At 60.3% G+C, this 24,490-nt stretch carries 16 protein-coding genes and 5 pseudogenes; 12 read left to right on the top strand and 9 right to left on the bottom strand.

Going from position 1 to position 24,490, the window contains the following annotated elements; all coding sequences use genetic code 11:
* Positions 1-365: 365 nt before the first annotated feature.
* On the bottom strand, positions 366-611 hold the full coding sequence (locus EL22_RS00355) for a hypothetical protein (protein ID WP_050049660.1): 246 nt from the start codon (positions 609-611) through the stop codon (positions 366-368).
* A 611-nt stretch (positions 612-1,222) separates the two neighbouring features.
* Here EL22_RS00355 and EL22_RS18895 point away from each other — a divergent pair.
* Entirely contained in the window at positions 1,223-1,354 is a 132-nt protein-coding gene (locus EL22_RS18895) for a hypothetical protein (RefSeq protein WP_255349649.1), read from the top strand.
* An 83-nt stretch (positions 1,355-1,437) separates the two neighbouring features.
* On the opposite strand, the pseudogene EL22_RS00350 reads toward EL22_RS18895, so the two are convergent.
* The 3 genes and pseudogenes from EL22_RS00350 to EL22_RS00340 all read right to left on the bottom strand — a co-directional run.
* Positions 1,438-2,079 (bottom strand): annotated as a pseudogene (locus EL22_RS00350) (sodium-dependent transporter); the annotation flags it as partial.
* A gap of 51 nt (positions 2,080-2,130) precedes the next feature.
* Entirely contained in the window at positions 2,131-5,196 is a 3,066-nt protein-coding gene (locus EL22_RS00345; RefSeq protein WP_050049625.1) for an MMPL family transporter, read from the bottom strand.
* On the bottom strand, positions 5,193-7,136 hold the full coding sequence (locus EL22_RS00340) for a hypothetical protein (protein WP_050049624.1): 1,944 nt from the start codon (positions 7,134-7,136) through the stop codon (positions 5,193-5,195). Before EL22_RS00340 ends, EL22_RS00345 begins: the two co-directional genes overlap by 4 nt.
* Positions 7,137-7,254: 118 nt before the next feature.
* Between EL22_RS00340 and EL22_RS00335 the strand changes: the two genes are divergently transcribed.
* Positions 7,255-9,129: a PGF-CTERM sorting domain-containing protein gene (locus EL22_RS00335; RefSeq protein ID WP_231587845.1), complete on the top strand. Its 1,875-nt coding sequence runs from the start codon at positions 7,255-7,257 to the stop codon at positions 9,127-9,129.
* Between the two features lie 184 nt (positions 9,130-9,313).
* On the opposite strand, the gene EL22_RS00330 is transcribed toward EL22_RS00335, so the two are convergent.
* Positions 9,314-9,667: a DsrE family protein gene (locus EL22_RS00330; RefSeq protein WP_231587844.1), complete on the bottom strand. Its 354-nt coding sequence runs from the start codon at positions 9,665-9,667 to the stop codon at positions 9,314-9,316.
* A 377-nt stretch (positions 9,668-10,044) separates the two neighbouring features.
* On the opposite strand from EL22_RS00330, the gene EL22_RS00325 reads away from it, so the two are divergent.
* The 3 genes and pseudogenes from EL22_RS00325 to EL22_RS00315 all read left to right on the top strand — a co-directional run bounded on the left by EL22_RS00325 (position 10,045) and on the right by EL22_RS00315 (position 12,309).
* Positions 10,045-10,707 carry a class I SAM-dependent methyltransferase gene (locus EL22_RS00325; protein ID WP_050049622.1) on the top strand — a complete coding sequence of 221 codons (663 nt, stop codon included), beginning with the start codon at positions 10,045-10,047 and terminating at the stop codon, positions 10,705-10,707.
* Between the two features lie 203 nt (positions 10,708-10,910).
* Positions 10,911-11,270, top strand: coding sequence for a thioredoxin (trxA, locus tag EL22_RS00320; RefSeq protein ID WP_050049621.1), 360 nt, complete (start codon positions 10,911-10,913; stop codon positions 11,268-11,270).
* Positions 11,267-12,309: pseudogene (locus EL22_RS00315) on the top strand (NAD(P)/FAD-dependent oxidoreductase). The gene trxA and the pseudogene EL22_RS00315 overlap by 4 nt, the downstream one beginning before the upstream one ends.
* A gap of 778 nt (positions 12,310-13,087) precedes the next feature.
* Here the strand turns inward: EL22_RS00315 and EL22_RS00310 are convergent.
* On the bottom strand, positions 13,088-15,073 hold the full coding sequence (locus tag EL22_RS00310; protein WP_082146620.1) for an IucA/IucC family siderophore biosynthesis protein: 1,986 nt from the start codon (positions 15,071-15,073) through the stop codon (positions 13,088-13,090).
* 428 nt (positions 15,074-15,501) lie between these two features.
* Here EL22_RS00310 and EL22_RS00305 point away from each other — a divergent pair, with 428 nt between their 5' ends.
* The 5 genes from EL22_RS00305 to EL22_RS00290 all read left to right on the top strand — a co-directional run bounded on the left by EL22_RS00305 (position 15,502) and on the right by EL22_RS00290 (position 17,687).
* On the top strand, positions 15,502-15,702 hold the full coding sequence (locus tag EL22_RS00305) for a hypothetical protein (protein ID WP_050049620.1): 201 nt from the start codon (positions 15,502-15,504) through the stop codon (positions 15,700-15,702).
* The gene (locus EL22_RS16940; RefSeq protein WP_156184018.1) at positions 15,699-15,857 is read left to right on the top strand and encodes a hypothetical protein; all 159 of its coding nucleotides are present in this window, start codon (positions 15,699-15,701) and stop codon (positions 15,855-15,857) included. The genes EL22_RS00305 and EL22_RS16940 overlap by 4 nt, the downstream gene beginning before the upstream one ends.
* A 45-nt stretch (positions 15,858-15,902) precedes the next feature.
* Positions 15,903-16,181, top strand: a complete 279-nt coding sequence (locus tag EL22_RS15735; protein WP_197075806.1) for a MarR family winged helix-turn-helix transcriptional regulator — start codon at positions 15,903-15,905, stop codon at positions 16,179-16,181.
* Between the two features lie 244 nt (positions 16,182-16,425).
* Positions 16,426-17,301, top strand: a complete 876-nt coding sequence (locus EL22_RS00295) for a VOC family protein (RefSeq protein ID WP_050049618.1) — start codon at positions 16,426-16,428, stop codon at positions 17,299-17,301.
* On the top strand, positions 17,298-17,687 hold the full coding sequence (locus EL22_RS00290) for a nuclear transport factor 2 family protein (protein ID WP_050049617.1): 390 nt from the start codon (positions 17,298-17,300) through the stop codon (positions 17,685-17,687). The genes EL22_RS00295 and EL22_RS00290 overlap by 4 nt, the downstream gene beginning before the upstream one ends.
* A 434-nt stretch (positions 17,688-18,121) precedes the next feature.
* On the opposite strand, the pseudogene EL22_RS00285 reads toward EL22_RS00290, so the two are convergent.
* Positions 18,122-18,409, bottom strand: a pseudogene (locus tag EL22_RS00285) (TetR/AcrR family transcriptional regulator); the annotation flags it as partial.
* A 172-nt stretch (positions 18,410-18,581) separates the two neighbouring features.
* On the opposite strand from EL22_RS00285, the pseudogene EL22_RS00280 reads away from it, so the two are divergent.
* Positions 18,582-19,186, top strand: a pseudogene (locus EL22_RS00280) (TetR/AcrR family transcriptional regulator).
* Between the two features lie 1,000 nt (positions 19,187-20,186).
* Here EL22_RS00280 and EL22_RS00270 read toward each other — a convergent pair.
* Both EL22_RS00270 and EL22_RS17800 read right to left on the bottom strand, forming a co-directional pair.
* A complete protein-coding gene (locus tag EL22_RS00270) occupies positions 20,187-20,411 on the bottom strand; it encodes a hypothetical protein (RefSeq protein WP_050049615.1) in 225 nt (74 codons plus the stop codon).
* 90 nt (positions 20,412-20,501) lie between these two features.
* The gene (locus EL22_RS17800) at positions 20,502-20,672 is read right to left on the bottom strand and encodes a hypothetical protein (RefSeq protein WP_197075805.1); all 171 of its coding nucleotides are present in this window, start codon (positions 20,670-20,672) and stop codon (positions 20,502-20,504) included.
* Positions 20,673-22,783: 2,111 nt separating this feature from the next.
* Between EL22_RS17800 and EL22_RS19225 the strand changes: the two are divergent.
* Positions 22,784-24,243 (top strand): annotated as a pseudogene (locus EL22_RS19225) (YjiH family protein).
* Positions 24,244-24,490 lie beyond the last annotated feature (247 nt).

Below are 24,490 nucleotides of genomic sequence, written 5' to 3'. Positions count from 1 at the left end.
ATTATATCTGCGATAGTATTTGGGATAGTAGATTGGATAGGTTCTCCAATATGCGATGCAATCGGAAATGATGCTAATAGCCTCCCCCAGTGTTAGCGCTGTTTTTGACACAATCACTCATTCTCAGACATCATTGGTCTATTCCCTTGGGGTTGTACGCCGGCAAATCCGGTTTCCCGAATATACACACGAGATCGAGAACACCATGTGCATAATTGGAACCCACTATAGAGACCCCAATAGTGTTAGTACACCCAGTCTTTCACATGGAATGCTGGTCAGATCATCACAAGACAGTACGAGATATAGAGCCTGTGTTCACCACGGAGTAATTGCCTCCTGAGTACGTACCCCAACCAGAGATCTTATTCGGAATCTGCGGCAGGTTCGAGTTCACTCGCATCGAGATCTTCGTCGAGGAAGGCACGCCCGTGTTCATTGAGCCGGTAGAGACCTTGTGCAATCCGATCGACTAACCCGTATTTGTTGAGTTTAGAAAGACGGACACTGGCGTGACTACGCGAGCAGACATCGAAATTTTCCACAGCTTGTGGGGTGAGATTTCCCTCATCCCGCATCGTTTCCATGATGCGCTCATCAACTGGACGCATCCAGTCTGCTCGTTGTCGTACCACATCTATAGTGGTTAGATTAGCGGTCATAGGTCTACCGATACGTCCGATAACGAAATATTATCGTTTTAATTTACCGTTGTACCGTTGTCGGTTGATTGTAAACCGTTAGGAAGCTATTTATGAAATGAGCCTCAAGACTCAATCGACCCGCTCCTTCGGACTAAAAGGTCCGACGTGTCCATAGCACGCCGGGGCCGGGTCACCCTCTGCACGAGGTTTCCGACCATGCAAAACGAACGCCCGAGGGGCAATGAATATTGCCCCACAGACGACGGTATAGCTGGCCAGCCAATAGGCTCGGTTCGTTTCTCGTCTTCGGTTCGGATCTCGGATACCCTCCTCGAGCACGATCGAGCCGCTCGGTCGACTACACCGAGGGGACCTGCTCGAAAACCGTTTCACACCCGAAAATTCGTACCGCCCGCTTCGATTACTCGAGGGTGGATTGTCGGTCGAGCACCCGCGACTGGCCTAAAAACGCACGCACTGCTACGACCGTTGGAGTTCCCCCAAAGCTGAGTATCACTCGAGACGGGACGGCGAGACAGCGCCGAACTATGATCCAGTTTTTCCGGAGTTGACGAGGGGTGAGCGGAACTCCGCAGGACGACCACCGCTCCGGGACAGACCCGATAGACGAACTCGAGCGACTGTGCGGTTCCGACGGTGTCTCGACTTGTTCGTCCTCGAGCGAACACGAAACGTTCCAGAAATCGTGAATCGAAGCGTCGCTCAGTCACGGGAGACGCAGAACGTCTTCCGAACGACATTGGAAGGGGTCGATTCGGGCTGTGCGCCTCGGTCAGTCCGCACTCTCGCTCGGCTGCGGTGGGTTTTCGGAGACGGAACGGCGAGCCGCGACGACGAGCGCCACCACCGTCAGCAGCGTCACGACCAAGAGCAGATCCGTTCCCGCTGAAAGCCCGACCAGAGACGTGACGTCGGCGTAGAACGTAAAGAGAAGAAACGCCGGGAAGAGGGTACCGATCGCGTATCGCCACGGGATCGCAAGCGGGCGCGAGAGCCGCCCCGCCCCTTCGAGGTACTCCTCGACCGCGGCCGGACCGAGGACCCAGGCCGTGTACACCATGAACCCGGTCAGACCGAGTACGAGGAGGAGATCGACGAGGTGGTTCGCGAACAGCGTAAACACCGCGGGGCTGAACGCGTTCACGCCGCCGGTGACCGCGACCAGCGCGAAGAGTCCCCGGGTCGCCCGCGACCGCTCAATATCGAACTCGTCGACCAGCAACGAGACCGGAATCTCGAGCATACTAATCAGGCTCGTCAGGGCCGCGAGGAGAACGACGAGGAAGAAGACCGCGCCGAGAACTCGCCCGCCGGGCAGACTTGCGAACGCGCCGGCAATCCCGACGAACAGGGCGCCCGGGCCGCCCTCGGTCGGTCCCGGCGCGAACGAGAACAGCAGCGGGAACACCACGACCTCTAACGGAGCGGTGTGAGCGTATTTCCGACGACGAGTACTCCGGAAGCGTCACCTCGAGTTGGCGCGGCGACTCCGTCGTCGATACCGCGTCCAGCCGACGAGCAGCGTCGGTAACACGAGCACGCTCGAGAGGAACGCGTACACGATCGTCAGCGCCGTCACGACGCCGAACTGCTGGACGGCGGGAATGAACGCGAGCGCGAGCGTGCTGAATCCCAGCGCCGTCGTCGCGACGCTCCCGAACAGCGCGCCGCCGGTTCCGGTCATCGCCGTCCTGAGCGCGTCGTCGACGGTTCCGTTCCGCTGAAGCTCGAGGGTGTACCGCGAGCTGACGTGGATGTTGTACGCGACGCCGAGTCCGATCGTGAAGCTCGTGACCGTCCCGGTCAGGACGTTAAACGGGATCTCGAGCAGCGCCATCGTCCCGACGATCCAACAGACGGCGAAGACGACCGGCAACAGCGTGACAGCACCGAGCGTGACGCCGTTGCCGTTCAGGTAGTACGCGACCGTGAGGACGGCGAACACCGCAAGGAGGGTGATCGCCAGGCTCTCGAGGATTCCCTCGAAGAGGTCCGTTTCGACGACGTGGGTGACGATCGGCGGGCCGGTCGCGGTCGCGTTCCAGCGCGGTTCCGTCCCCTCGCCGTCGATCGTTTCCGCCACCGTCCGCATCTCCGCGGTCGTTCGTTTATCGTCGACATCGCTGCTGACGGGGACGAGCATTCGTACCGATTCGTACTCGCCGTCGTCGGTCCGGTGAACGACCTCGCTCGCGGCCCCGGCGTCGACCTCGTACAGCCGGTCGTACAGCCCCTCTATGTTCTGGTCCGGAACGCCGTCGCCGGTTCGGTCCGCGAGCTGGAACGTCGCGTTGAACGACTCGTTCCGCTCGGCAGCCGACTCCATTGCCGTCAGCGGATCGGTACCGGAAGCGTCGACCGCTCCGGGGTCGTCGGCTGACTCGGACTCGCCGATCCGGGTCCGTGCCGCGTCGATTCGTTCGAGCGTCTCGCCGTCGGTGACCTCGCCCCGTATCACGATCTGTGCCTGTGCGTCCCTGTACTCGAACTCGTTCCGAAGGCGTTCGTACCCGGCTTTCGCCTGATAGCCGTCGCTCGTTGCCCCCGGTATATCCTCGAGCCAGGCGGGTTCCTCGGCGAGGAGGTCCGTTTGCTCGAAACTCGTGTCGACATCTTCGGCCGCGTACAGGCTCCCCGCGGTCACGGCGAGGACCGCTATCAGCACGACGATCGGAGCGATTCGCGCCGCTTTCGCACCGATTGAGAGCGATTCTCGAACGGCACCATCGCGCGTTCCCAGCGCGGCTTTCGGTCGATCTGACTCGCCTGACGCGAAGAACTCCTCGAGTTCGACCTTGACCGACGGCATCAAGGCGCCGAAGACGAACAGCGCGGCGACGATCCCGACGGTGCTGACGAGGCCGAACTCCCGAAGCGGGCCGATCGGGCTCACCAGGTTCGAGAGGAAGCCGATCGCCGTCGTCACCGTCACCCACACCAGGGCTGCGCCGACACCCGCGAGCGCGACCGCCATCGCGGGTCGGACAGAGGTCGACCCGGCAGTGCGTCGCTCTCGGTGGCGCATAAACACGTGGATCGCGTAATCGATCGAGAGGCCGATCAACAGCGCCGGGATCGCGACGAACAGCTGATTGAACGCGATTCCGGTCCACCCCATGAACCCGAGCGTCCAGATAAGGACGACGGCGATCCCGACGACGCCCAGTGTGACCTCGAGGGGGTCGCGGTAGGCGATCCACAGCGAGACGAGAACGAGCGCGAACGCGAGCGGTCCCACGAACTGGAGGCTGTCGACGATCGCGCGATCGATCTCGTCGGTGACGATTCCGTTGCCGAAGACGGCGTACTCGGCGGTCGCGTCGTCGCCGTGACTCTCGACGACCTGCTGGATCGCGAGCTGACTCTCGACGGGTTGCGTATTGCCCGTCGCACCCGTCCGTTTATCGTCCCCGCTCTCTGCGGACTGTCTGATGATGATAAGCCGCTGGTCGATATCGGTCGACCCCGGCTCGGCGGAGGCGGGAAGCAACGTCGTGGCGAGTTCACCGATCGGATTCTCCCGATTCCCGAGCACGGACTCGAGCAGCGCGTCGTACGCCGACTCGTCGAGCGACTCGAGGGCCGCGACCTGTTCGTCCAGCGGCGGGAGGTCCGTCGATTCGAGCGCGTCGCGCTGGGCTTCGAGCGCTCGTCGTTCGTTCCAGATGCGGTCGTACTCCGCAGTGAAGACGCCGACCGTTCCGTCGGCGTAGGCCGACTCGAGATCGCTCTCCAGTCGATCCGTTCGCCGCTCGGCGGTCGTCTGGGTTATATTGTCGGCTTCGACCGCCCGCTCCGCCGCGTTTATCTCCGATTGAATCGCCCGGACGCTCGCGACCGAACGGTTGAACGATCGGCTCTGATCGGTCTCGAGGTCGGTCGCCGCCGACGTTTTGATCCCCTCGAGCGACGACTCGATCGCTCTCGAGCGAGCGCGGTACGTTTCGCTGTCGATCCGCCCGTCCTCGAGGGAGGCGTTCAGTCGTTCGTACTCGATCTGCCGATCGCGGACCGTCTCGAGGTCCCCCCGTAGCTCGGTGGCCGTCGCGTTGAGCCGACGTGCACGTTCCTCGAGTTCGGCGCCTCGTTCGCGCAACGCCTCGGCCTCGGGCTCCCGGATCGCCGCGGTCGCGACGACGTTTTCGACCCCGACGATCGGCGACTCTTCGGCGAGCGACGCCTCGACGGTCCCGTTGGCGTGCAGTTGCCGTTGGAGGGCCAGCGATTCGCGCAGCGATGCTTTCGAGAGAGCGTTCTCATCCCGAACGGTGATCGCCGCGACCGAACTGTCCGTACCGGTCTGTGCGCTGAAGTTCTCGTTCGCATACGCGAGCGCTTGTGCCTCGTCGGTCCCGCTCGCGAACTGTTTCATCGACGCGTCGTACTCGAGAGCCGGTATTCCCGCGCCGAAGATCAGCGTCAACACGAGCAACAGCCCGATCACGAGTCTCGTGTGTGTCGTAATCGCGTCGGCGAGGCGCCTGCTCCGAACGCTCCCGGCTTCGTCGTCTGTCGGCCGTTTCCCCGTCACTCTTCCCTCGTCGTCTCGGTCCGATCGGATTCGGTCCGGCGGCCAATCGTTCGGTAGCCACCGTAGACCGCGACGAGGCCGAGCCCGGCGATCACGATGACCGCGACGAGAGGACCGGCGGTCGCCCCATCGTCGTCGCTTTCCTCGAGTTCAGTTCCGAGGAACGCCTCGACGCGCTTCTGGTCGATTTCGGGGAGGTCTCGCTCCCACTCGCCGGGCATGTAAACCTTGGTTTCGGGGCCGATCTGCTCGCGCTCGCGCACCGCAGACTCCGAGGGGTCGTCGCCGACGAACGCCGACGTGACTAGCGAGACCGTACTCGAATCACCGGCGGTCTCGACGTGTAGTTCCGTGAGCGCCAACCCGTGGCTCTCCTCGAGCGGATTGCCCTCGAACGACTCCGAGGCGGCCGCCGCCCCCTCGAGTTCGTATCCCTCTTCGTCGATCGTCAGGTTCGTTTGTGACAGTTCCGCGGACTCGAACAGTTCGTTCAGTTCGCCGGTCGCTGCCACGACGTCGTCGGCGTCTGCCGCAGCGTCCTCGAGTTCGAGGATCGTTCGTTCGAACGGATCATCGGCGGCCGTCTCGTAGTCGTAGACGACCGCGATCCCGTCGCCGGTCGTCTCCAGAGTCGCCGACGTGGTCCGGTTCGGCACGAACCCCGCCAATCCGTTCCGTTCGAGTTCCTGCGTGTACGCCGTCCAGTTCTCGGCGTCGGAGTGCCACTCCGCGTCGATCGTCGTCAGAGAGCCGCGCTGATCCGTCGAGACGTTCCAGGAGGCTGCCTGTCGAAGGTCACTGTCGGATCGCGTCTCGAGCGCCGCCCTGACGTCGTCGAACTGATTCGCGAGGTCGTCGTCGAGTCGGTCGATCGATTCGGATATCTCGACCGCTCCGAGCACGAGCTCGTCGGAGGCCCCGAGTTCGAACTCCCAATCGATATCGGTCCGCGCGCCGTCGCGTTCGAGCGCGATCGAGCCTTCGTCGAACTCGGACGCCGCGACCCGGTCGGCCATCGCGCGCGCTTCGACCCCCTCGAGTTCGACGTCCGCGAACGACTGGACCTCCGTGACGAGCCGCTCTGCGACGCGTTCCTCGACGCCGGTGTACTCGACGTCGTACTCGTATTCGACGACGTCGCGTTCCGCTAATTCCGCGTACTTGTACGACTCGAGTGAGCCGTTGGCGACTCCCCGCATCTCGATTGCAGCGCCCAAAAATCGGGTTTCGAGCGTCTCTTCGGCATCCAATCGGCTATCCCACCGGTTCGTTTCCCACGACTCGACGACCCGGCGTTCGCTCACGTTCATCGCGTAGCCGTCGTCCGTCCCGACGACGCTCACCTCGAGGGATTTCGTTCGAGGGCGGAGTGCAGATTCGTTCGCGTCGACCGTTCGCGTCGACCCCGACGCGACGAGCGTACCCGACGCGAACTCGAGGTCGCCCTCGGAGCGGAACGACTCGTACGCCGTGTCGATGTCGGTGAACGCCCCCTCGAGGTCGATCTCCGAGGACGACTCCGTCCCTGTCTTTTCTACGTCCACGTCGGCGTCGAGTTCGGCGATAGAGCCGGTATCCGCTATCAGAAGGTCGCCGGAACTGGCAGCCGTTCCATCGTCGGTTCGGAACGTGGCGTCACCCACCACGCCCGGCTCCGCCTCGAAATCACCGTCGTATTGGGCATACGCGAGCCCGGTTTCGGGTTCGACGCTCACCGTCCCCTCGACCCTCGGCGTTTCGTGGGTCCGTTCGTAGGTCAGGATCGCCTCGCCGTCGTCGGAAACGTAAACCGCGTCGGCTTCTTCCGACGGGTCGATCCCCCCGACCGTCTCTCCGAACGGGATCCCCGCAGTCTCGACTTCTCCGCCGACGTTCCCGGCACACGCGCTCGAGAGCAACAGAACGCCGACGAAGACGGCGACGATCCGACTCGTATCCATTACTGATCGGTTTCGACTACGTGGTAATACGCTTTGATAACTTTTGATTCGGTTGACCGGTTACTGAGCGAGAATCTATACGAAAGCTACATGTGTTCGAAATTTAAACCTCAACGCGATGAGTAGGCAGTCAATACCGAAACGGTCCCTGAAGCAGCTTTCCACGGTCGTCGTGACCGTCGTACTGATTACGTCGCTTTTCGCCGGTGGGGCGCTGGCACAGATGGGCGACGAGGCGGATCCGGCCGACGAGGTGTTCGTCGACGAGAACGGTGACGCCGTCCTCCTCTACGAGGAAAACGCCACTGACGAGGCCTCGGGCGAACTCGGTCTCGATGTCTCCGAGTCGGTCGTTTACGCGATGATCTCCGATGAGATGGAAGAGGACGTCTCCGGTGCGTTCTCGATGGAACTCACCGACGACAGTCTCTCTTCCGCCAGCGAATTCGCCGCCGACCGGCCCGACGAGGTCGACGATCTCTCGATGAACGTGACGTCCGAACAGACCCAGGAGAACAGTGAGTTCGACGCCGCCCTGGACCTGACAACGGAGTCGATGATCGGGACGGGTGATGCCGACGAACGAACCGGTTCTTTCTCGGGTGAGTCTTCCTCGAGTGCCGACGAGTACGCCACCGAGGGCGAGTTCAGCGTCTCCCCCGGAGTGGGCGCGTCCCAAGCCGAAACCAGCTTCGACCTCGAGATCTCCGAGAGCGACGGCGGGTACACGCTCGACGTGGGTCAACAGCAGTCGATCGCACAGTACCAGGCTGGAAACTGGGAAACCGAAGCGGCTGCAAAGCAGACACTCAAGTCTCAGTTTGCAGCCGTTGAGGACGAACTCGACGGCACCGTGACCGTCGACGTCCACGACTACGAGTTCGTCGAGAACGAGATGGGCGGCGGCCAGCTCGACATCGAATACACCGTCGAACTCGAGAACGTGACCGACGGCCTCGAATCGACGCTCGCAGACGACTTCGCCGACGATCCGGCCTTCGATATGGACCGGGACGAAGCCGAAGAGCTCGCAGCAGACGTGCTCGCGTTCGAACTCGAGACGATCGATCTCTCCTACGCGATGACCCCGGATGCGGTGGAAGGCAGCTGGAATATCGCGTTTAGCGACTTCGATTCGACCGCGAACGCGGTCTTCGACTTCGCAGAGTCCACTGGCGAGACGGGAGAGACGTTCGACGACTACGCCGAGCGATACGACGCACAGGCGCAAGCCAATCTCACGCAGACGTCCGAGTGGGAACTGACGTTCACCGACGACGGTACCGAGTCGACGATCTCGGGCGAGATGGCCACCGATACCGAGAACTGGGAGGCGTACGTGCAGGAACTCGAGGACCGTGACATCGAGACGCCCGAGTTCTCGATGACCGCCAGCGCAGAGACCGTCGACGACGAGATCGATATGGAGATGAACTTCGAAGTCGGCCAGGAGGAGATGATCCAGACCGCAGTGAGCACGATGATCGAAAACCTCCAGCAGTCTTCGACGACCGACGACGAGGCGATCGAATTCATGACGGCGTTCGAAGAGGCCGACCTCCAGATCGCCAAGTTCGACCTCAACATGGACGATGGCACGGTCGAAGTCGAGACGGGAGCGAAGTTCGACGACTTCACCGCGTTCGAGGACCACCTCGAAGACGCGTTCTCCGGTCTATCGATCTCGCACGTCTACGCCGACGAGGACGCCGGATACGTCTACGTGACCGAACTAGTCGACGGCGAGGCCACCGAAGACGACGTGCTGTCTCACGAGGCCGTCGGCGACGAGACGGATATCCACATGCCCGGCGAGTGGGATGAGGATCATCCGCGACTGGATACGGACGAGGTGAACGAGTATCTGAGCACCGAAAACAGCAGTGACGAGGATACCGAAGAAGACGAGGACACAGACAGCACGCCCGGATTCGGCGTCACGGTCGCTCTCGTCGCCGTGCTCTCGACACTCGTGTTGTTCCGTCGAGACTAACCACGGTCTTTTTCCGCCGTAGCACCCATCCGAGTAACCGCCCACCGCTAAACGGGAGGTTTTCCGAACGTCTCGTCAGGGAGTCCATCGTGCGGTTTTATCCGGGGAATGCGAACCCCGCACGGAGACGATCCGGCACTGTCGTAACTGCTCACAGCCTGACCGCCGTCCGAATGTCGACCGATTACCCGATCGTGAGCACTCGATCGGCGGTCGTGACGATCTCGAGGAGATCGTGCATCGTCGAGATCGGACAAACGTCGCTTTCGTCGCTCCCCCGGATTTCGAGGCAGGTTCCACATGCCAGTAACTCGCCGCCGGCATTGGCGAACGCTTCCATCCGATCGCGAACGTCGAACTGATCATCGGTGATCTCCTCTGCCTCCACGCCGTCACCGAGAAGGAAAACGGAGACGTCTTTTCCGCTCTCTACTGCGGTGATTCCGAGGCGAAAGGCGTTCCACGCACGTTCGGGGTCGCTGGTTTCGAGTACGATTCCGATCGTTTCGACGTCGTCATCGTCTACTGACTCAGGCACATATTGTATTATTACCCCAATACCACATAGTACTGTCGCCTACCGACGTGGCGTTCGACAGCGTTCGTGCTCGTCTCCTCGGGCGCGCGACGAGACCAAGAGCAGGACTGCGACCAGCGGTACCAGAGAGACGCCCCGATCCCGGATCAACAGGGACAGGTACAGTAGTTTAAATAGGTAACAGAGTTGCCTATTGTATCTATTTCACCTATTGCTTTTGCCGCAATTGTACGTACTCGAGCCGTAAGCCCGGTATCGCACCCGAGATGGGGGGAGACGCGTCCGTTCTGTACGCGCGTGTATCCTATCTACCGGCGGTCCGATGCCCTCCGTGGATTCGAGAAAGACTGTAGTCCATGCGCCACGACAGGGTGCCCATGCGCTTTCGTCGCAGGTCAGGGGCGGTCGTCGCGTTGCTCGGACTCGCGGCGCTCGCCGGAGTCGCTTACGCTCTCCGGTGGCGATCGAATCCGTCACCGTGTCCGTACGCCCAACGGCACGCGATCGATCTTCCGCGGCCGGTCATCACGCGCTCGAGGCTGTGCGACGTGCTCGATCCCCGGCCCGGCGAGCGCGTGCTCGAGGTCGGACCGGGGACGGGGTACTACACGGGTACGGTCGCGCGGGCGATCGAACCGTCGGGAACGGTACACGCCGCGGACGTACAATCCGAGATGGTAGCGCACCTCAGAACGCGGATGCGACGGGAAGGGATATCCAACGTCGAGCCGATACGCGCCGACGGGCGGTCACTTCCGTACGAGACTGACGGGTTCGACGCCGCGTACCTGGTGCTCGTCCTCGGCGAGATTCCGGACCAGGAACGAGCGCTCGACGAACTCGAGCGAGTAGTGAAACCCGGCGGCCGGCTCGTCGTCGGCGAATCGCTCCCCGACCCGCACTTCGTCGGATTCGAACGGCTTCGCCGAGGCCTCGAACGGCGAGGGCTGACCTTCGAAACGCGCGTCGGGACGCGAGCGGGGTATTTCGCGCGCTTCGAGCTGCCCGTCTCGGAGCGGGCGACCACCGCTACCGAGTAGCCGGGAACGACACTCAGAGCGGCCGCGCTGAATCGAAGTTTCAGTTGGTCGCTTCAGTACTCGAGCGCACCGTTCGTGCACAGATGAGCAGGTAGTCGACCGACCCAGAGTGTCAATAGAGTCCTCCATCAAAGATGTTTCCAATGGGTGTATTGTACAATTCACACAAAGCTTTAAACGGTGTCGAACCGTAGAATGGGGTGATGGCAACCGACGCACGCGACGACGTTTCAGCACGATCGCACGACGAACCGCTCTACATCGACGGGGAAGGCCACCTCGAGGAGGTCACCACGGCGAACGACGTCGTTCTCGTGGACCTCTACGCCGACTGGTGTGGTCCCTGTCAGATGATGAATCCCGTCCTCGAGCGACTGGCGGAGACGACCGACGCCGTCATCGCCAAGGTCGACGTCGACGAACACCAGCAGCTCGCGGCCTCGTTCGGCGTTCGCGGCGTGCCGACGCTCGTCGTCTTCAACGACGGCGAGCAGGTCGAACAGCAGTCCGGCGCGCTGCCGGAAGACCGACTCCGAACCCTGATCGAGAGATACACCGAATGAACGACGGAACGAACCCACTCGCAGACGTTCGGGACGTCGTGATCGTTGGCTCCGGCGTCGCTGGCCTCTCCGCGGCCGTCTACGCCGCTCGAGCCGACCTCGAGCCGCTGGTGCTCGAGGGGCCCGAACCGGGCGGCCAGCTCACGCTGACGACCGACGTGGAAAACTACCTCGGCTTCCCCGAGGGAGTCGGCGGAATGGAGCTGATCCAGAACGGCAAGGAACAAGCCGAACGGTTCGGTGCCGAGTTCGCCCACGGAACCGTCGAAAACGCGACGCTCGAGGAACGGCCGTTCGAACTCGCACTCTCGAACGGCGACCGGCTTCGAACGCGCGCGCTGATCGTCGCGAGCGGTGCGAGCGCTCGCTGGGTCGCGCCGAGAACGAAGACGAACTGATGGGCTACGGACTCTCGACGTGTGCGACCTGCGACGGCGCGTTCCACCGCGGCGACGACGTCCTCGTGATCGGCGGCGGCGATTCGGCGATGGAAGAGGCGCTCTTCCTCGCGAAGTTCGCCGACAGCGTGACGATCGTTCACCGACGCGAGGAGCTACGGGCGTCCGAAATCATGGCCGACCGCGCCCGCGAACACGACGCCATCGAGTTCCGCTGGAACACCGAACTCGAGGCGCTCCACGGCTCGCACGAGGAGGGGGTGACCGGCGCGACGCTAATCACCCATCCCGACGGTTATCCCAGCGAGAAGGGAGAGTCCGGCGGCGACGTCGATCGAGAGACCGTCGATATCGGCGGCGTGTTCTACGCGATCGGCCACACACCGAACACCGAGTTCCTCGAGCGGACCGCCGTCGAACGCGACGAGAGCGGCTACCTCGCCACGCGGACAGACGACGCCGGCCGTGGAACGACCGAGACGGCGGTCGAGGGCGTCTTCGCCGCCGGCGACGTCGCCGATCCGGAGTACCAGCAGGCGATCACCGCGGCCGGAACCGGAAGTATGGCCGCCCTCGACGCGGAGGCGTCCCTCGAGGCGCTCGAGGTTTCGGAACGGACCGCCCTCGAGCCGACGCCCTAGCGGTAGTGATCACATCGAGGCGATAGTGCGATCAGTAGATGGCGTGAAATTCACCCCTGCCAACGGTAGCTGTACTCTCACCGGCGTTCTCGTGGTTATCGGTCTGACAAGTGCACAACGGCATCGACCGTGAAATCGGCAAACTTCTAGGAGTGTTCCCACTGCGAGACCGCAGGCTTCCTGACTAGGTCTGTCGACACGTTCGCACTGAGGTTCTTTCACTGGAAGTTTTGGCACGCCTAAACTTCGAAACTAATTTGTTGGTTTAGGCCAGCCAAAACTACATGGGAGGCGATCCTTGTGAATACAAAACACTGACACGGTGTAACTACGGAAAGGAAAACAGATCGGGCGTCCGCGATGGACTCTTCGATACCTATTCAGCCAGTTCGACCTCGGAGCAACACCGAGTACGAACAAGTGCAAGAGCCCATACAGGAACACCCAAAGGTCCTATATCAAAGACGAGAGGGAGCGGATACGGCGGCGTTTCCTCGTACCCAGTGACCCCCGAACGGATCCGCAAACAGTTCGTTGGAGTGGTGTCCGAGTAGATGGTAACCGAAACCGCGTCCAACTCCGATTCGAGCGGCTGGCGCGACGAATGGCTGAGTACCTTCGACGGCTCGCTATAACGCAGGACAAGACGACCCACACACGGACGAACGGCAGCCGTCCAGATGAGACAAACGATCCGATTATCGACAACCGTCGAGTCGGTGAATCCGCCAGATATGCGGTCGGCGTGACGGCAACCCAGAAAGATTACTTGCTGAAATCACCGCTCGCCTGGGTTAGCTAGGGGATTCGCCACCGTCGTCGAGGGCCACTCGTCCACGTCCCGAAGTCGCATGGCGGTCAGCGGCTTGTGGACGAGACGCGACGCGAAAAGCGAGTCGCGGTCAGCCGTGATCCGGTCGTCGGGTATCGACCCATCGGTTGCAAGTCGGTCGAACACGCGCTCGCATCGTCCTCTGACGAGAGACCAGCAATCGGGTCCGGAAACGGGCTCGGTCGCAGCTAGTCGGCTAACCAGCTCCCCAAGGTGATTCTGGAACAGTGCGTACCAGAGTTTCTCGCGCGCTTCGTCTGGGTCCTGGGTACAGACGTCCGACCCTGGATAGAGGTCGATCGAGGCGTCCTCGAGGCGTTGCTCGAGCAATCTAATGTCGCCGAAATCAGCGACCAGCGCGCCCACTGGCCGGCCGTCGTCGAACACCACACCTGTGTTCTGAAGGTGGGCTTCCAAGGCGATACCGTGTTTCACGAACAGCGTCAGCGGTCCTGGAACGACCGCGTCGAGGTAGGCTGAGAGAAAGCCGTCGACGGTCTCGGCCCTGCTGGTGGTCTCCTCACCGTTACCGTACGCATCGAGGAGTGCCGAGAGCACCGATCGATCGCCGGGTGGCGGACACGAGAGAAGGCTCGCGGCGGTTACCACTCGCTCGCCATCATCGACGATCGGGTGGCGGTTCGGACTCTGTCTGATGAGCGCTCCGAGGTGTCGAACGTCATCATATCTCGTTCCCTCATAGCGGGAGCCGTCCGGCGGGTAGTAACACGTTGTCGCGGGCTCTGGACGGATGCCGAAGCGTTCGAACGAAGCCGCCTCGCAGGTGCGCTGGAGAAGCTGACTCAATTGTGGCCCGTCGGCGACGACACTCGGCGAGAGGGTCCGGACCGCGTTCGTCGTCTGGACGCCGATCGCAAGTTTGAGATGAGGAGGCGTCGCGATCGCGCTTTCAGCAGGGTCAGGGACGACCGTCCGCAGCGAGAGTAACGGCGAGACCGACCGCGTGTACGACGGGACCGGGACGACGCGATCGTCTCGCCGGGCGACCGCGTAGCGGTCGGGGACGACGTGCCTGAACTGCCACGGGTGGACGGGAACGACGGCGTAACTATCGGGGTCACGATCGGGCGGCACTGCGGCTGCTGTCGCGTCCGCGAGTCCGGGAAACAACTCGTAAAGCCGCTCGGTCAGCGAGGGTCCGCTGTCGGCCACCGACAGTGTCCACGCCTCGTCGATGGCGACAAAACGGAGCTGAATCGAATCGGCGAACTCGGGAGCGAGCGACAGCGCTTCAGTCGCCGACATACCCTGTCGGAGTTTCGCACCTGGGTGGATCGGGTGACCGCCCACTACCAACCGGTCGAAGAATGCCATCGAATCGGCTGCCGAATGCGTCTCTTCCGCCGTCGGCGTCGGCGGTACGTCGAAATCGTCCCACAGCACCCGCCGACCGAGTCGTGCTAACGCGAGGTTCGCAACGCTCTCCCCAATTTCCGATCGGAACCGATCCGCGTCGTCTGCCGTCGGGACAGCGTCCGATCCGTACAGGAGCGAGACGACTGACTCAGGGGATCCGACGGGTTCGACTCCGTCCGAGCGACACGTCACGGCCCAGCGACCGAACTCGAATCGGTCGAACCCTCGGATCGAACAAATAGGTGTGACGACCGTCGCCGCCGCACTCGGGAACCGGATAAGGAGCAGCTGGTCGGCATCACCGGGATCGGGAAGCTGTTCGGGCAACGCACACAGATCCGGGACACCCGGGATGGTGTCAACTTGCTCTGCCAACCCTTCGCTGGCGTCGACCATCACCGGATCTGGGATCCCTCGGGGTACGTCGCGAGCCAGTCCGCCGAGCACCGCCTCCGGTCTGCCGTACGTGCTGAACAGCCGGAGCAGTGGACTGGTCACGCGCTTCTGACAGGTCTCGAATACCCGCTCGTTGCGATCCTCGTCCGGTGTGCTCATACTACCGGGCCGTCGGTCTGCTGTCGCGAACTGAGGCTCGGCCTACCACTTCGGCCGCTCACCTGGCTATTCTCGTCGCTACGCCGCGATAGCTCTCCCTCCTGAGTAGCAGTTTCGGGCTCGCTCGCAAGCTCCACCCGGTCCCCGTGTGGCTCTGTATCCATCGTGATTAGATGCGTCCGGAGATGGCTGTTAGTCGCCCCATCCGTCGAGTCCGACGTTCCGTCGAGTCCAAGTCCCGACGCACACCCTGCGAGTGTGGTACAAATCGCTGTCGTCGTTCCTGTGAACACCTGTCTCCGTGTCAGTCGACTGTCGTCGAGCATGAGTTTTAGGCTGACCTAATACAATTTAGTTCTTTTTATTTTAGGTTGGCCAAAAATAGTGTAGTACCAAACATAGGTTTCAACTCTCTCAGGACAGATCGTGTGCTCCGCGAATCACTGGTCGGCCTCGAAGCGTACGAACCGTCCGAATCGGCGCTGATCAGCAACCTGCTCGACGACCGCCGCGTTCCCTGCAAGGGGAACCTCCAGACCCGCTTCGAGGACCGCGACGAACTAGCGGCACCGCTCGAGGCGGAATCCGTCTACATCGACATCGAGAATCCACTGGTCACGCGGCTGTGACTGATTCGCTCGACTCACGTCACGTTCCGTCTCGCTCGAGCGGATCAGGGAGCCCGGTGACCCTTCGAACGCAGGCAAGCGGCGGACGGCGACACCACAAGAAGGTCAAATCGGCGGTGTTTTCGTCGGTCTGTACCGGTATCGACCACAACTGAAACCGCCTGCAGTACGTGTATGTACACGTATATCGTAGGGCTCTCGTGGATCTCTCCGCCACCAGAAGCTGCCATTGCCTCGACGCTCGCCGCCGCGCTCGAGCGATAACGCGCCGTTACGACGAGAGACTTCGTCCCCACGGACTCCAGTCGACACAGTTCTCCGTCCTCGCTGCGCTGGCGCTTACGGGACCGACCCCGCTCGGGGAACTGGCCGACCTGCTCGGGCTGGAGCGGACGACGCTCACCCGGAGCGCGAATCGGATGGAAGCCGAGGCTGGATCGCCGACGCCGAGTCGGCCGACGCCAGGGTCCGTCGCCTGACGCTGACCCGGGCCGGTCGCGAGAAAATCGAGCGCGCCTACCCCGTCTGGAAGGCGGTACAGGACGAGATCGACGAGGAAACGCGACTGGAGACGGAGTGAGGCCACGAACGGAGAGACGACAATGACACCGATTACGCGGCTTACCCGACCGGGAACGCGACCGGACGCGACGACGACCGGTGAGAGGTAGCCAATGGAAAAAATCACGCCGACCCTGTGGTTCGACGACGACGCGGCGGACGGTGGACAGATACACGACCATCTTCGAGGACGCATCGACCGGGAGCGTCAATCGGTACGACGAAGCCTCGGCGACGGCCAGCGGACGACCCGAAGGCAGCGTGATGTCGATCGAGTTCGAACTCGAGGGGCGATCGTTCGTCGCGCTCAACGGCGGTCCGGGATTCGAGTTCAACCCGTCGATATCGTTCATCGTCAACTGCCCGACGACCGAGGCGGTGGACGAACTGTGGGCGGACCTGTCGACGGGCAGTAAGACGCTGATGGCTCTCGATTCGTACCCGTTCAGCGACCGGTACGGCTGGGTAAGCGACGAGTTCGGCGTCTCGTGGCAACTGATACAGACGGCGGATATTTCCGGACGTGAAATCATCCCGTTGTTACTGTTCGCCGGCGAGCGATGCGGACAGGCGCAAGCGGCGATGGCGTTTTACACCGCGACGTTCGACGACGCCGAGATCAACGAGATCTCCCGTTACGATGCGGATCAGGAGCCGGACGAGGAAGGGACCGTCACGTTCGCGGAGTTTACCCTCGCCGGCCAGCGCTTCGCGGCGATGGACAGCGCGTGGGCACACGACTTCGGGTTCAACGAAGCGATCTCTTTCGCCGTCGACTGCACGGATCAGGAGGAAGTCGACTACTACTGGGACGCCCTCACGGCGGACGGCGGGGCCGAAGGCCAGTGCGGCTGGCTCACAGACAAGTACGGCGTCTCCTGGCAGGTCGTTCCGACCGGCCTCACCGAGCTATTGCGAGACGAGGACGCCGCCCGAGCCACTCGAGTCACGGAGGTGATGCTCCGGATGCGAAAGCTCGACCTCGAGGAACTGCGGAACGTCCACGCCGGCACAACCGGCGAGGAGGTAAACGTATGACGACGATTACGGTTCCCGAAGACTGCGGGAACTCGCCGAAGAAGGCACTGCTACGAGACTTCAACGTCGCCTTCGCGGAGGGTGACGAGGAGTTTATCCTCGAGACCGTAAGCGACGACATCGAGTGGACCAGCGTCGGCGAGCGACAACGCTACGGAACGGGCGACCTCGCCAGCGCGCTCGAGGAGATGGAAGAGAGCGATGTCGCGGAGTTGACCATCGATCACGTCATCACCCACGGCGCGACCGGTGCGGTCGACGGAACGGTGACGATGGAAGACGGGTCGGCGTACGCGTTCTGTGACGTCTACGAGTTCACGAACACCGGATCGAACGCCGCGATTCGCACGATGACGTCGTACGTGATCGAAGTCGGCGACGCGTAGCGCTCGTCGATCGGAAACTGACGTCGAATCTATTTTCACGTCGAAAGTACGGCTCCGACTTCCCGATCAGTTATGAGATCGTTATGAGCGGTCGTGCTGGTGAGATGACCCTCGAGACGGACCCAGTAACGCAACGAAAATGTGACGCCGTGAAAACGTGACACCGCGGAATGTCACGGTAGTCGGGTGAACGGGGGGTATTGTAGCTGGAAACGTGGGCGCAAAGCACCTCCCGCAAGGTACGACGGGCTTACGGGGGCGAGAAGAAAGCCCCGCGTCGTAGCGCGGGGAGGATCTCACGCGCGAAAGCGCCGACCGCGTCCCGAACGCGACGCTCGCTCGAACCGCGACGAGCGAACGAGTGCTGGCTCAGTCGTCGTCTCCTTTCACGCCGGTCTGGGGTTCCTCGAGGTCGACTTTGGACTCGGTCAGATCCTCAGTGACGGATCCGCGTCGGTAACGAGGAGTGACTGCAACAACGCGTCGAGCTGTTCCCGTGGCGTGTCGCCGTCAAGCGAACCAACCCGGCTCGTGAATCGGTCGTACAGTTCATCGAGAAAGGCGACGAACAGCTGGTCTTTGGAGTCGTAGTGGTAGTGAATAGACGACTTGCTCGTCTCTGCTTCCGCAGCGATAGCCTGAAGCGTGAGATCTGTATATCCGCGTTCACAGAGGACTCGATACGTCGCCTCCAGAATATCGGTAGCTGGTTCGTCCGCCATAACGGAGATACCTAACTTACTAACCAGTCAGTCAAAAGTCTTCGGGAGTTCGAATCGGCTGATAGACACCCGTTATATCGACACGAAATAGCGTCAAGGGGCATAATAGGGGAAGTCGGTTCCTGACGATTTAGTCAAAACGGTTATCTGGTCGAGGACGCACATAGCACCAATGGCCGACCTCCCGGAGCGGACTTCTTCGGATCCCAACGTAGAGATCATGCGTGCGACCTACCGCGCACTTCGAGAAAGCGGGTACGCCGACCTCACGATCAAGCGCATTGCCGAGGAATACGGGAAATCGACCGCCGCCATTCACTATCACTACGACACGAAAGACGACTTGCTCGTCGCGTTTCTGGACTATATCCTCGAGCGGTTCGTCGAGACGATACATGAAGTAGAGACGACGGATCCCGAACGGCGATTGGACCTTCTGCTCGACCAACTCCTCGTCGCACCGGCGGACCATCACGACCTGTTGATCGCAGTACTCGAGATGCGAGGCCAGACACCGTACAACGAGGCGTTTGCCGACCGGTTCCAACGGAACGACGAGTACGTCCGGTACATGCTTCGAACGGTGATCGATCACGGCATCTCCGAAGGCGTGTTCACCGACGTCGACGCCGAACACGCGACTCGAGCGCTCATACTATCGTCGATGGGGGACGCACTCGAGCCGTCGTTCTGGACGAGGCGGATACGCTCGCCACAGCCAGACAGACGGCAGAGGAGTACGTTTCCGTCGTTCTCAGAGCTGAGACAGACCCGTAGTGCGGGATCGTGAGAAATACGTGGATATTTTCCACATCCAGAATTTGCTGTATCGTCTATTGAAGTATGAAACGAGGAAATAAACTGCCGTACGGCGATTCACGCCGGCCGCTCCGTTGAATGGATACCAGTTGGCAACGCGGCGACGGCGTCGGAACCCGAGCGTACCTGTTGACGAGGAACTAGCCGCGGGCGACTGCGCCACTGACGGACAGCGGTTACCGACCGCTAAGTGCGTTTGGCGAGCGGCATCCTCGAGACATCCCAACGTCGCGCCCTCGACTTCGCGACCAACTTGCACGAGGGTATTCATGATAGAAGGTCAAATTGACGCATGGACTTCACTCTCGAGGAGAGCGTGTCGACTCCCCTGTACGCGACTCGAGACTCTCCGTCGCACAGCGTATATCGCCCGCGAGTCTCTGTGATCGAATGGATGATACACCAAGCAGTCGGTGAGCAGCCGTTCATCGACTGGCACGTAATTCGGCTGACTTTGCGTGATTCAGCAGATCTCACGGGCTTTCCTCGAGCCGTCGTACTGATTCCTCGCGTGCGAACTCCATGCTAGCTGACACCACACTACAATTCATCAATCTTTCCTCGAGACTGCAGCGATCGTGTACAGAGGAGCACATCTCAGACGACGTATCGTCGGAGCGTCACGACCCAAACCGTTTGATCGCCCAACTTCGCTCGGCAATCAGCAGTGAAGCGGCGACTACTGGTCAGGGCGGGGAGGACGTCAGTGCGAATCGGCTTTGGATGGAGCCTCGATCGACGGAACCGGAGATAGCGGGAGGAGGAGACGGTTCCGACAACTCGGACGTGAACGATCACTCGTCGTCCGAGTGAGCGTATCGACAGGCCGTACGAACCGAGCGCTCGAGAGTTGTGTCCGCGGCAGTTTCTCGAGCGCTCGAGCGGACGACACGCGATCGGAGCGGTGACTGCCAGTAAAGATACTGCGTTCGAGTAGTTCGATCCGGGATTCGGGAGGTTAGCCGGCAAGTTCGGCTAGCTCGAGGAGGAGACTGGGAATCGCGATAAGGACGAGTCCGACGACGATGAGGACGGCGGGAACGAGCAGAGTGATATCGGTAAATAACAGGATGCCGATCCCGGCGAGGACGGCGATGACGCCGAGAAGGCGGAACAACCACGTTACGATACCCTCGAGTTCGGAGTCCGCGACCAGATCCAGAACGTCGAGCAGTTCGTCCATACCGCTCCGTTCGTACTTGTGGTATTAAAAACTGAATATCCGGTCGGTAGTCGAGCGCGAGCGAACGCTGATGGAACTGGCTCGACTCGCCTACGAATCGTCCCACGCGACGCCGAAAGCCACGCCGATCGAGATGCCGATCGCGATCCCCATCCCGATGTTGTCCATCGCGACTCCGAGCGCGACACCGACTGGAAGCCCGACCGCTATTCCCGTGCCCAATTTGTCTGCATCCAGCTGATCGCTTTCTTCATCGGCCATACGATTTGCTTCGATTCGCGGCAGAATAAGCGCGCGGATCGATTGAGCGGCCTCTCCGGACGTCTAGCGCGAAAATCCCGCCGATAAGCCCCGAACTATGCGATTCGTTGGCGACGATGCGCGACTCGAGGTCGAAGACGGTGTGCGAGGGAAGTGCGAACGATCAGAACCAGTGGTCGAATGATCGGTACGGGTAGTCGAACGGTCGGAACCAGTACTCAATTCTCGAGGTGTTCTCTGCAAAACTCGAGCGAGAAGTGGTCAGAACCCATATCCGATCACACTTATGATTGCTCACGAACGAAAGCGGAACAAAGGTGGGAGAAAAGCGAACCGAAACGTCAGGAAAAACGTCGGGAAAAACGTCGGGAAGAAACGCTGAACAAGAGGCTGTCAGTACAATTTCCGGTGAAAACGGCTGCAAATCGACTAACGTTTCTTTTCAAATCGATTCAATCAATGGACTATACTCACTACTAATATTAAAACCCGACCGTTCTGGTGAACGCCGCGACAAATTCGGCGCGGCCTGCATTTTGGCTAGCCTAAAAATCGCAATCGTTTTGAGGGTGGCCTAAAATCACATAGTCAAACGGGGCAGGTGCATGGAATCTGTAATTCATACGGAACGACGTTCAGGCCGGGCGGGAAGCCGGTCTACGTACGCATGACTGGGCCACGGGAACGTGTCAGTTCGGAGTACAGCTACTTCACCACCGACGCGGCTATCGGGAAATCGATCGGCTTCCGGGAGGTCATAGCCGTTACAAATGTGGCCGTTGTCGATATTAATACCGAAATACCATCTAGCGTATTTTTTCGATGATTAGCATTCAAACACATTTAATCGAGATTATTTGGTCGATGCGGCTCGAACACGATCCAGTTCGAAGCCGTTCCCGCTGGTTACTGAGACCCGTGACACACGACGAATGGGTGATACGTACAGGTCGGTACGTCGCTAGGCGACACCATTCCCGTGAGATCGTGTTCGGCGGAACCGAAACCCTATTCCAGTCCGGGCGGGACGAGGTTCGTGATCGAACTCGAGCGATCACCGTATTTGCCGACCGTGGTCTCGCCAGTACCAGTACTATTAGTGGTTTGAAACCTTTGATATCGGTATCTTCAGCGCACCTGCGGCGTCATCTGTCTATGGTTCGCGGTACGAACTTCTATTACAAACCGGGGCTACAAATGGTGACTGCACACAGCTATCACATACCCACATTACAAGTGGAACTACAAATACTGTCGTCAGCTCCTTCGCGTTTACGTACGCGCTCCACGTTGATAAGTAATCGGTGGCGTTCTTCGCGTGACCGAAGTCACACAAGACGAATATGTGAGTCATAACATTAATATAAATATGTACCTGTACTGTTTCTGTATCGGCGGTATCCGAACTCGAGTCGTATCGGTTACAGGTGTGATTTTCCGACGCTGACCACTTCCTGTTGTCCTCGAGATAGTTGCCGTCTCCTCGAGGTGTCCGAACAAACGAATCCGAACCGACCGCATGCAGTCGTCTCAAACTCCGTCTGTTCGATCTAGGCCGACGACAACGACCGGTCAATGCTCGGGTACTTCCGAACCAGATTCCACTCGTCGATACCAATGCGACCGGTCTCGGACAGTCCTCAGTTGCGACCGGTTCTGTACGCACAATAGCAAGCGGATAGACGAGCACTGTGAGCAAAACGTATCGAAAACTCAGATAGTATCCAACACAGAACGTATCTAGTAGTGTCGGATCGAGCCGTGTGCGTCGAGTGTGCGCCTTCGAACCCGCGTCACGCTTTGTACCTTTCTCCCCAGCGCCTCCGAAAGAACGAACATTTAACATTGATTGTCCCTATGAGTCACCTGTTGGCACGCACCAACGACGAAGGTGTGTTCACCCTTCAGTCAGTGACCAGCGGCTGACGAGCAGGACAAATCGTTGTCCAGTTCGTGTGTTACTCGCGTTCTGTGAGAGACTGCTAGACCCGAATAATGTAATATATATTATTTTTGGCTCGCAATCACCGATACGTATTCGGCTTTCTAATAGAACATATTCCGACAGTTCATCGGTACATTTATGTATTCATGCTACGGCTTGTCAGTATATGCTGGACAGTCAAAACTGGGAACGTGACGATCACATATCAGATGAGTCGGTGGAACCGGAGGCGAAATCGATCGCCAATATCGATTTCGTCGATAAATCGATGAAACCGACGCTAAAGTTCGTTATTGCGTTTACGACCGGCGCCTTTTTCTTCCTGCTTCCAGTTCAGCACAACGGACAGACGACGATTCCACTCGACATCTTGATGTCCTGGATTACGGAGACGTCTATGCTCAGCGTGGAGCTCTTTATTCTCGGTGTCCTCTCTGGGGGTGGAATTCTGACGACGATCACAATGTTACACCAGAACGGGACGATCGCCCTCGACGATCGAACGCAACGGTATATCCAGATGAGTTACTGGGAGACGTCCAAGCCGTTCTGGGCGTTTCGGGTGGTCGCAATTTTCCTCGGCGTCATGATGTTCGTCGAGGTCGGACCGAACTGGTTGATCGCCGATGGTATCACCAACATTTCCTGGGACGTACTTATGGTGACGGTCGCACTCGTTATTCCGCTGGGTGGGATCTTCGTCAATTTGCTAGCCGAACTCGGTGGTCTCCAGTTCATCGGAACGCTGGCCCAACCGATAATGCGGCCGTTGTTTAACCTCCCTGGGCGATCAGCCTCGATAGTGCGGCCTCGTGGCTCGGGTCGTTCAGCGTCGGGTACTACTTGACACGAAACGTCTTCGAGCGGGGCGGATACAACAAGCAGGAGGTGTTCGTGATCTGTACCTGTTTCGCAACCGCTAATCTCGGGACCGTCGGGGCCGTCGCCGCCGTCCTCGAAATTCTTCACATATTCCCCCTCCTGGTCGTTCTCTACCTCATCGCGACGCTGATCGTCGCAGTAATCCTCGTTCGAACGCCTCCGTTGTCGACGGTGCCAAAAGAGTACATCGCCGAGCCCGACCCCGAACCTGTGTTTACTGGAACCCCCGTGGAGTACCTCCAGTTCGCTTTCAACGAGGGTGTGAAAACTGCCAAGGAAGGTGAGTCGATCCCTCGAGCGGCGATCAACGGATTCATCGACGGCACGAAACTCACCGCGACCATCATCGGCACCGTCCTCACGATCGGGACGAGCGTGCTCGTCCTCGAGGCGTACACACCCTTCTTCGAATACCTCGCAGCGCCGCTCGTTCCGCTCATGACGATTCTCGGCATTCCCGACCCGCAAATGGCGGCGACGGGGATCATCGGGGGAACGGCCGAGTACTTCATCGGGGCGACGCTCGTCGTCGGGACCGATCTCTTCACGAAGGTGTTCGTCGTGATCGTCACGAGTTCGCAGGCGATTTTCTTCGCCGCCTCCGCCCCGATGATGGTCGATATGTTCGACGACGTTCCGATGCGCTTTCGTGATCTCACGCTCATTTTGATACTCCGGACGCTACTCCTCATTCCGATCGCGGCTGCACTAACGCACGGCGTCGCCGCGTTGGGGCTCATCTGAGCCACCGGTTCCGTCGACTCGAACTACCGATCGGAGAATAGAGGTCAAAGAAACCAATGGGCAGCCGGGACCGTCACCTCGGACGCGAACGTACTCGCTTGAACGCGAACGCACACGAGATCGATCTACACGAACGAAAACGTCCGAACCGCTTCGATGAGACTGTCGGTTCTGGTGTCTACACGATTCTACCCGAATGTAACCCGTCCACCGGTGTTTCTGGCCGAGAGACTACTCGAGGCTTATA

It is taken from the genome of Halostagnicola sp. A56, from assembly GCF_000691505.1.
In the GTDB taxonomy this organism is placed as follows: domain Archaea; phylum Halobacteriota; class Halobacteria; order Halobacteriales; family Natrialbaceae; genus Halostagnicola.
This window is presented reverse-complemented; position numbering and strand designations above follow the sequence as displayed.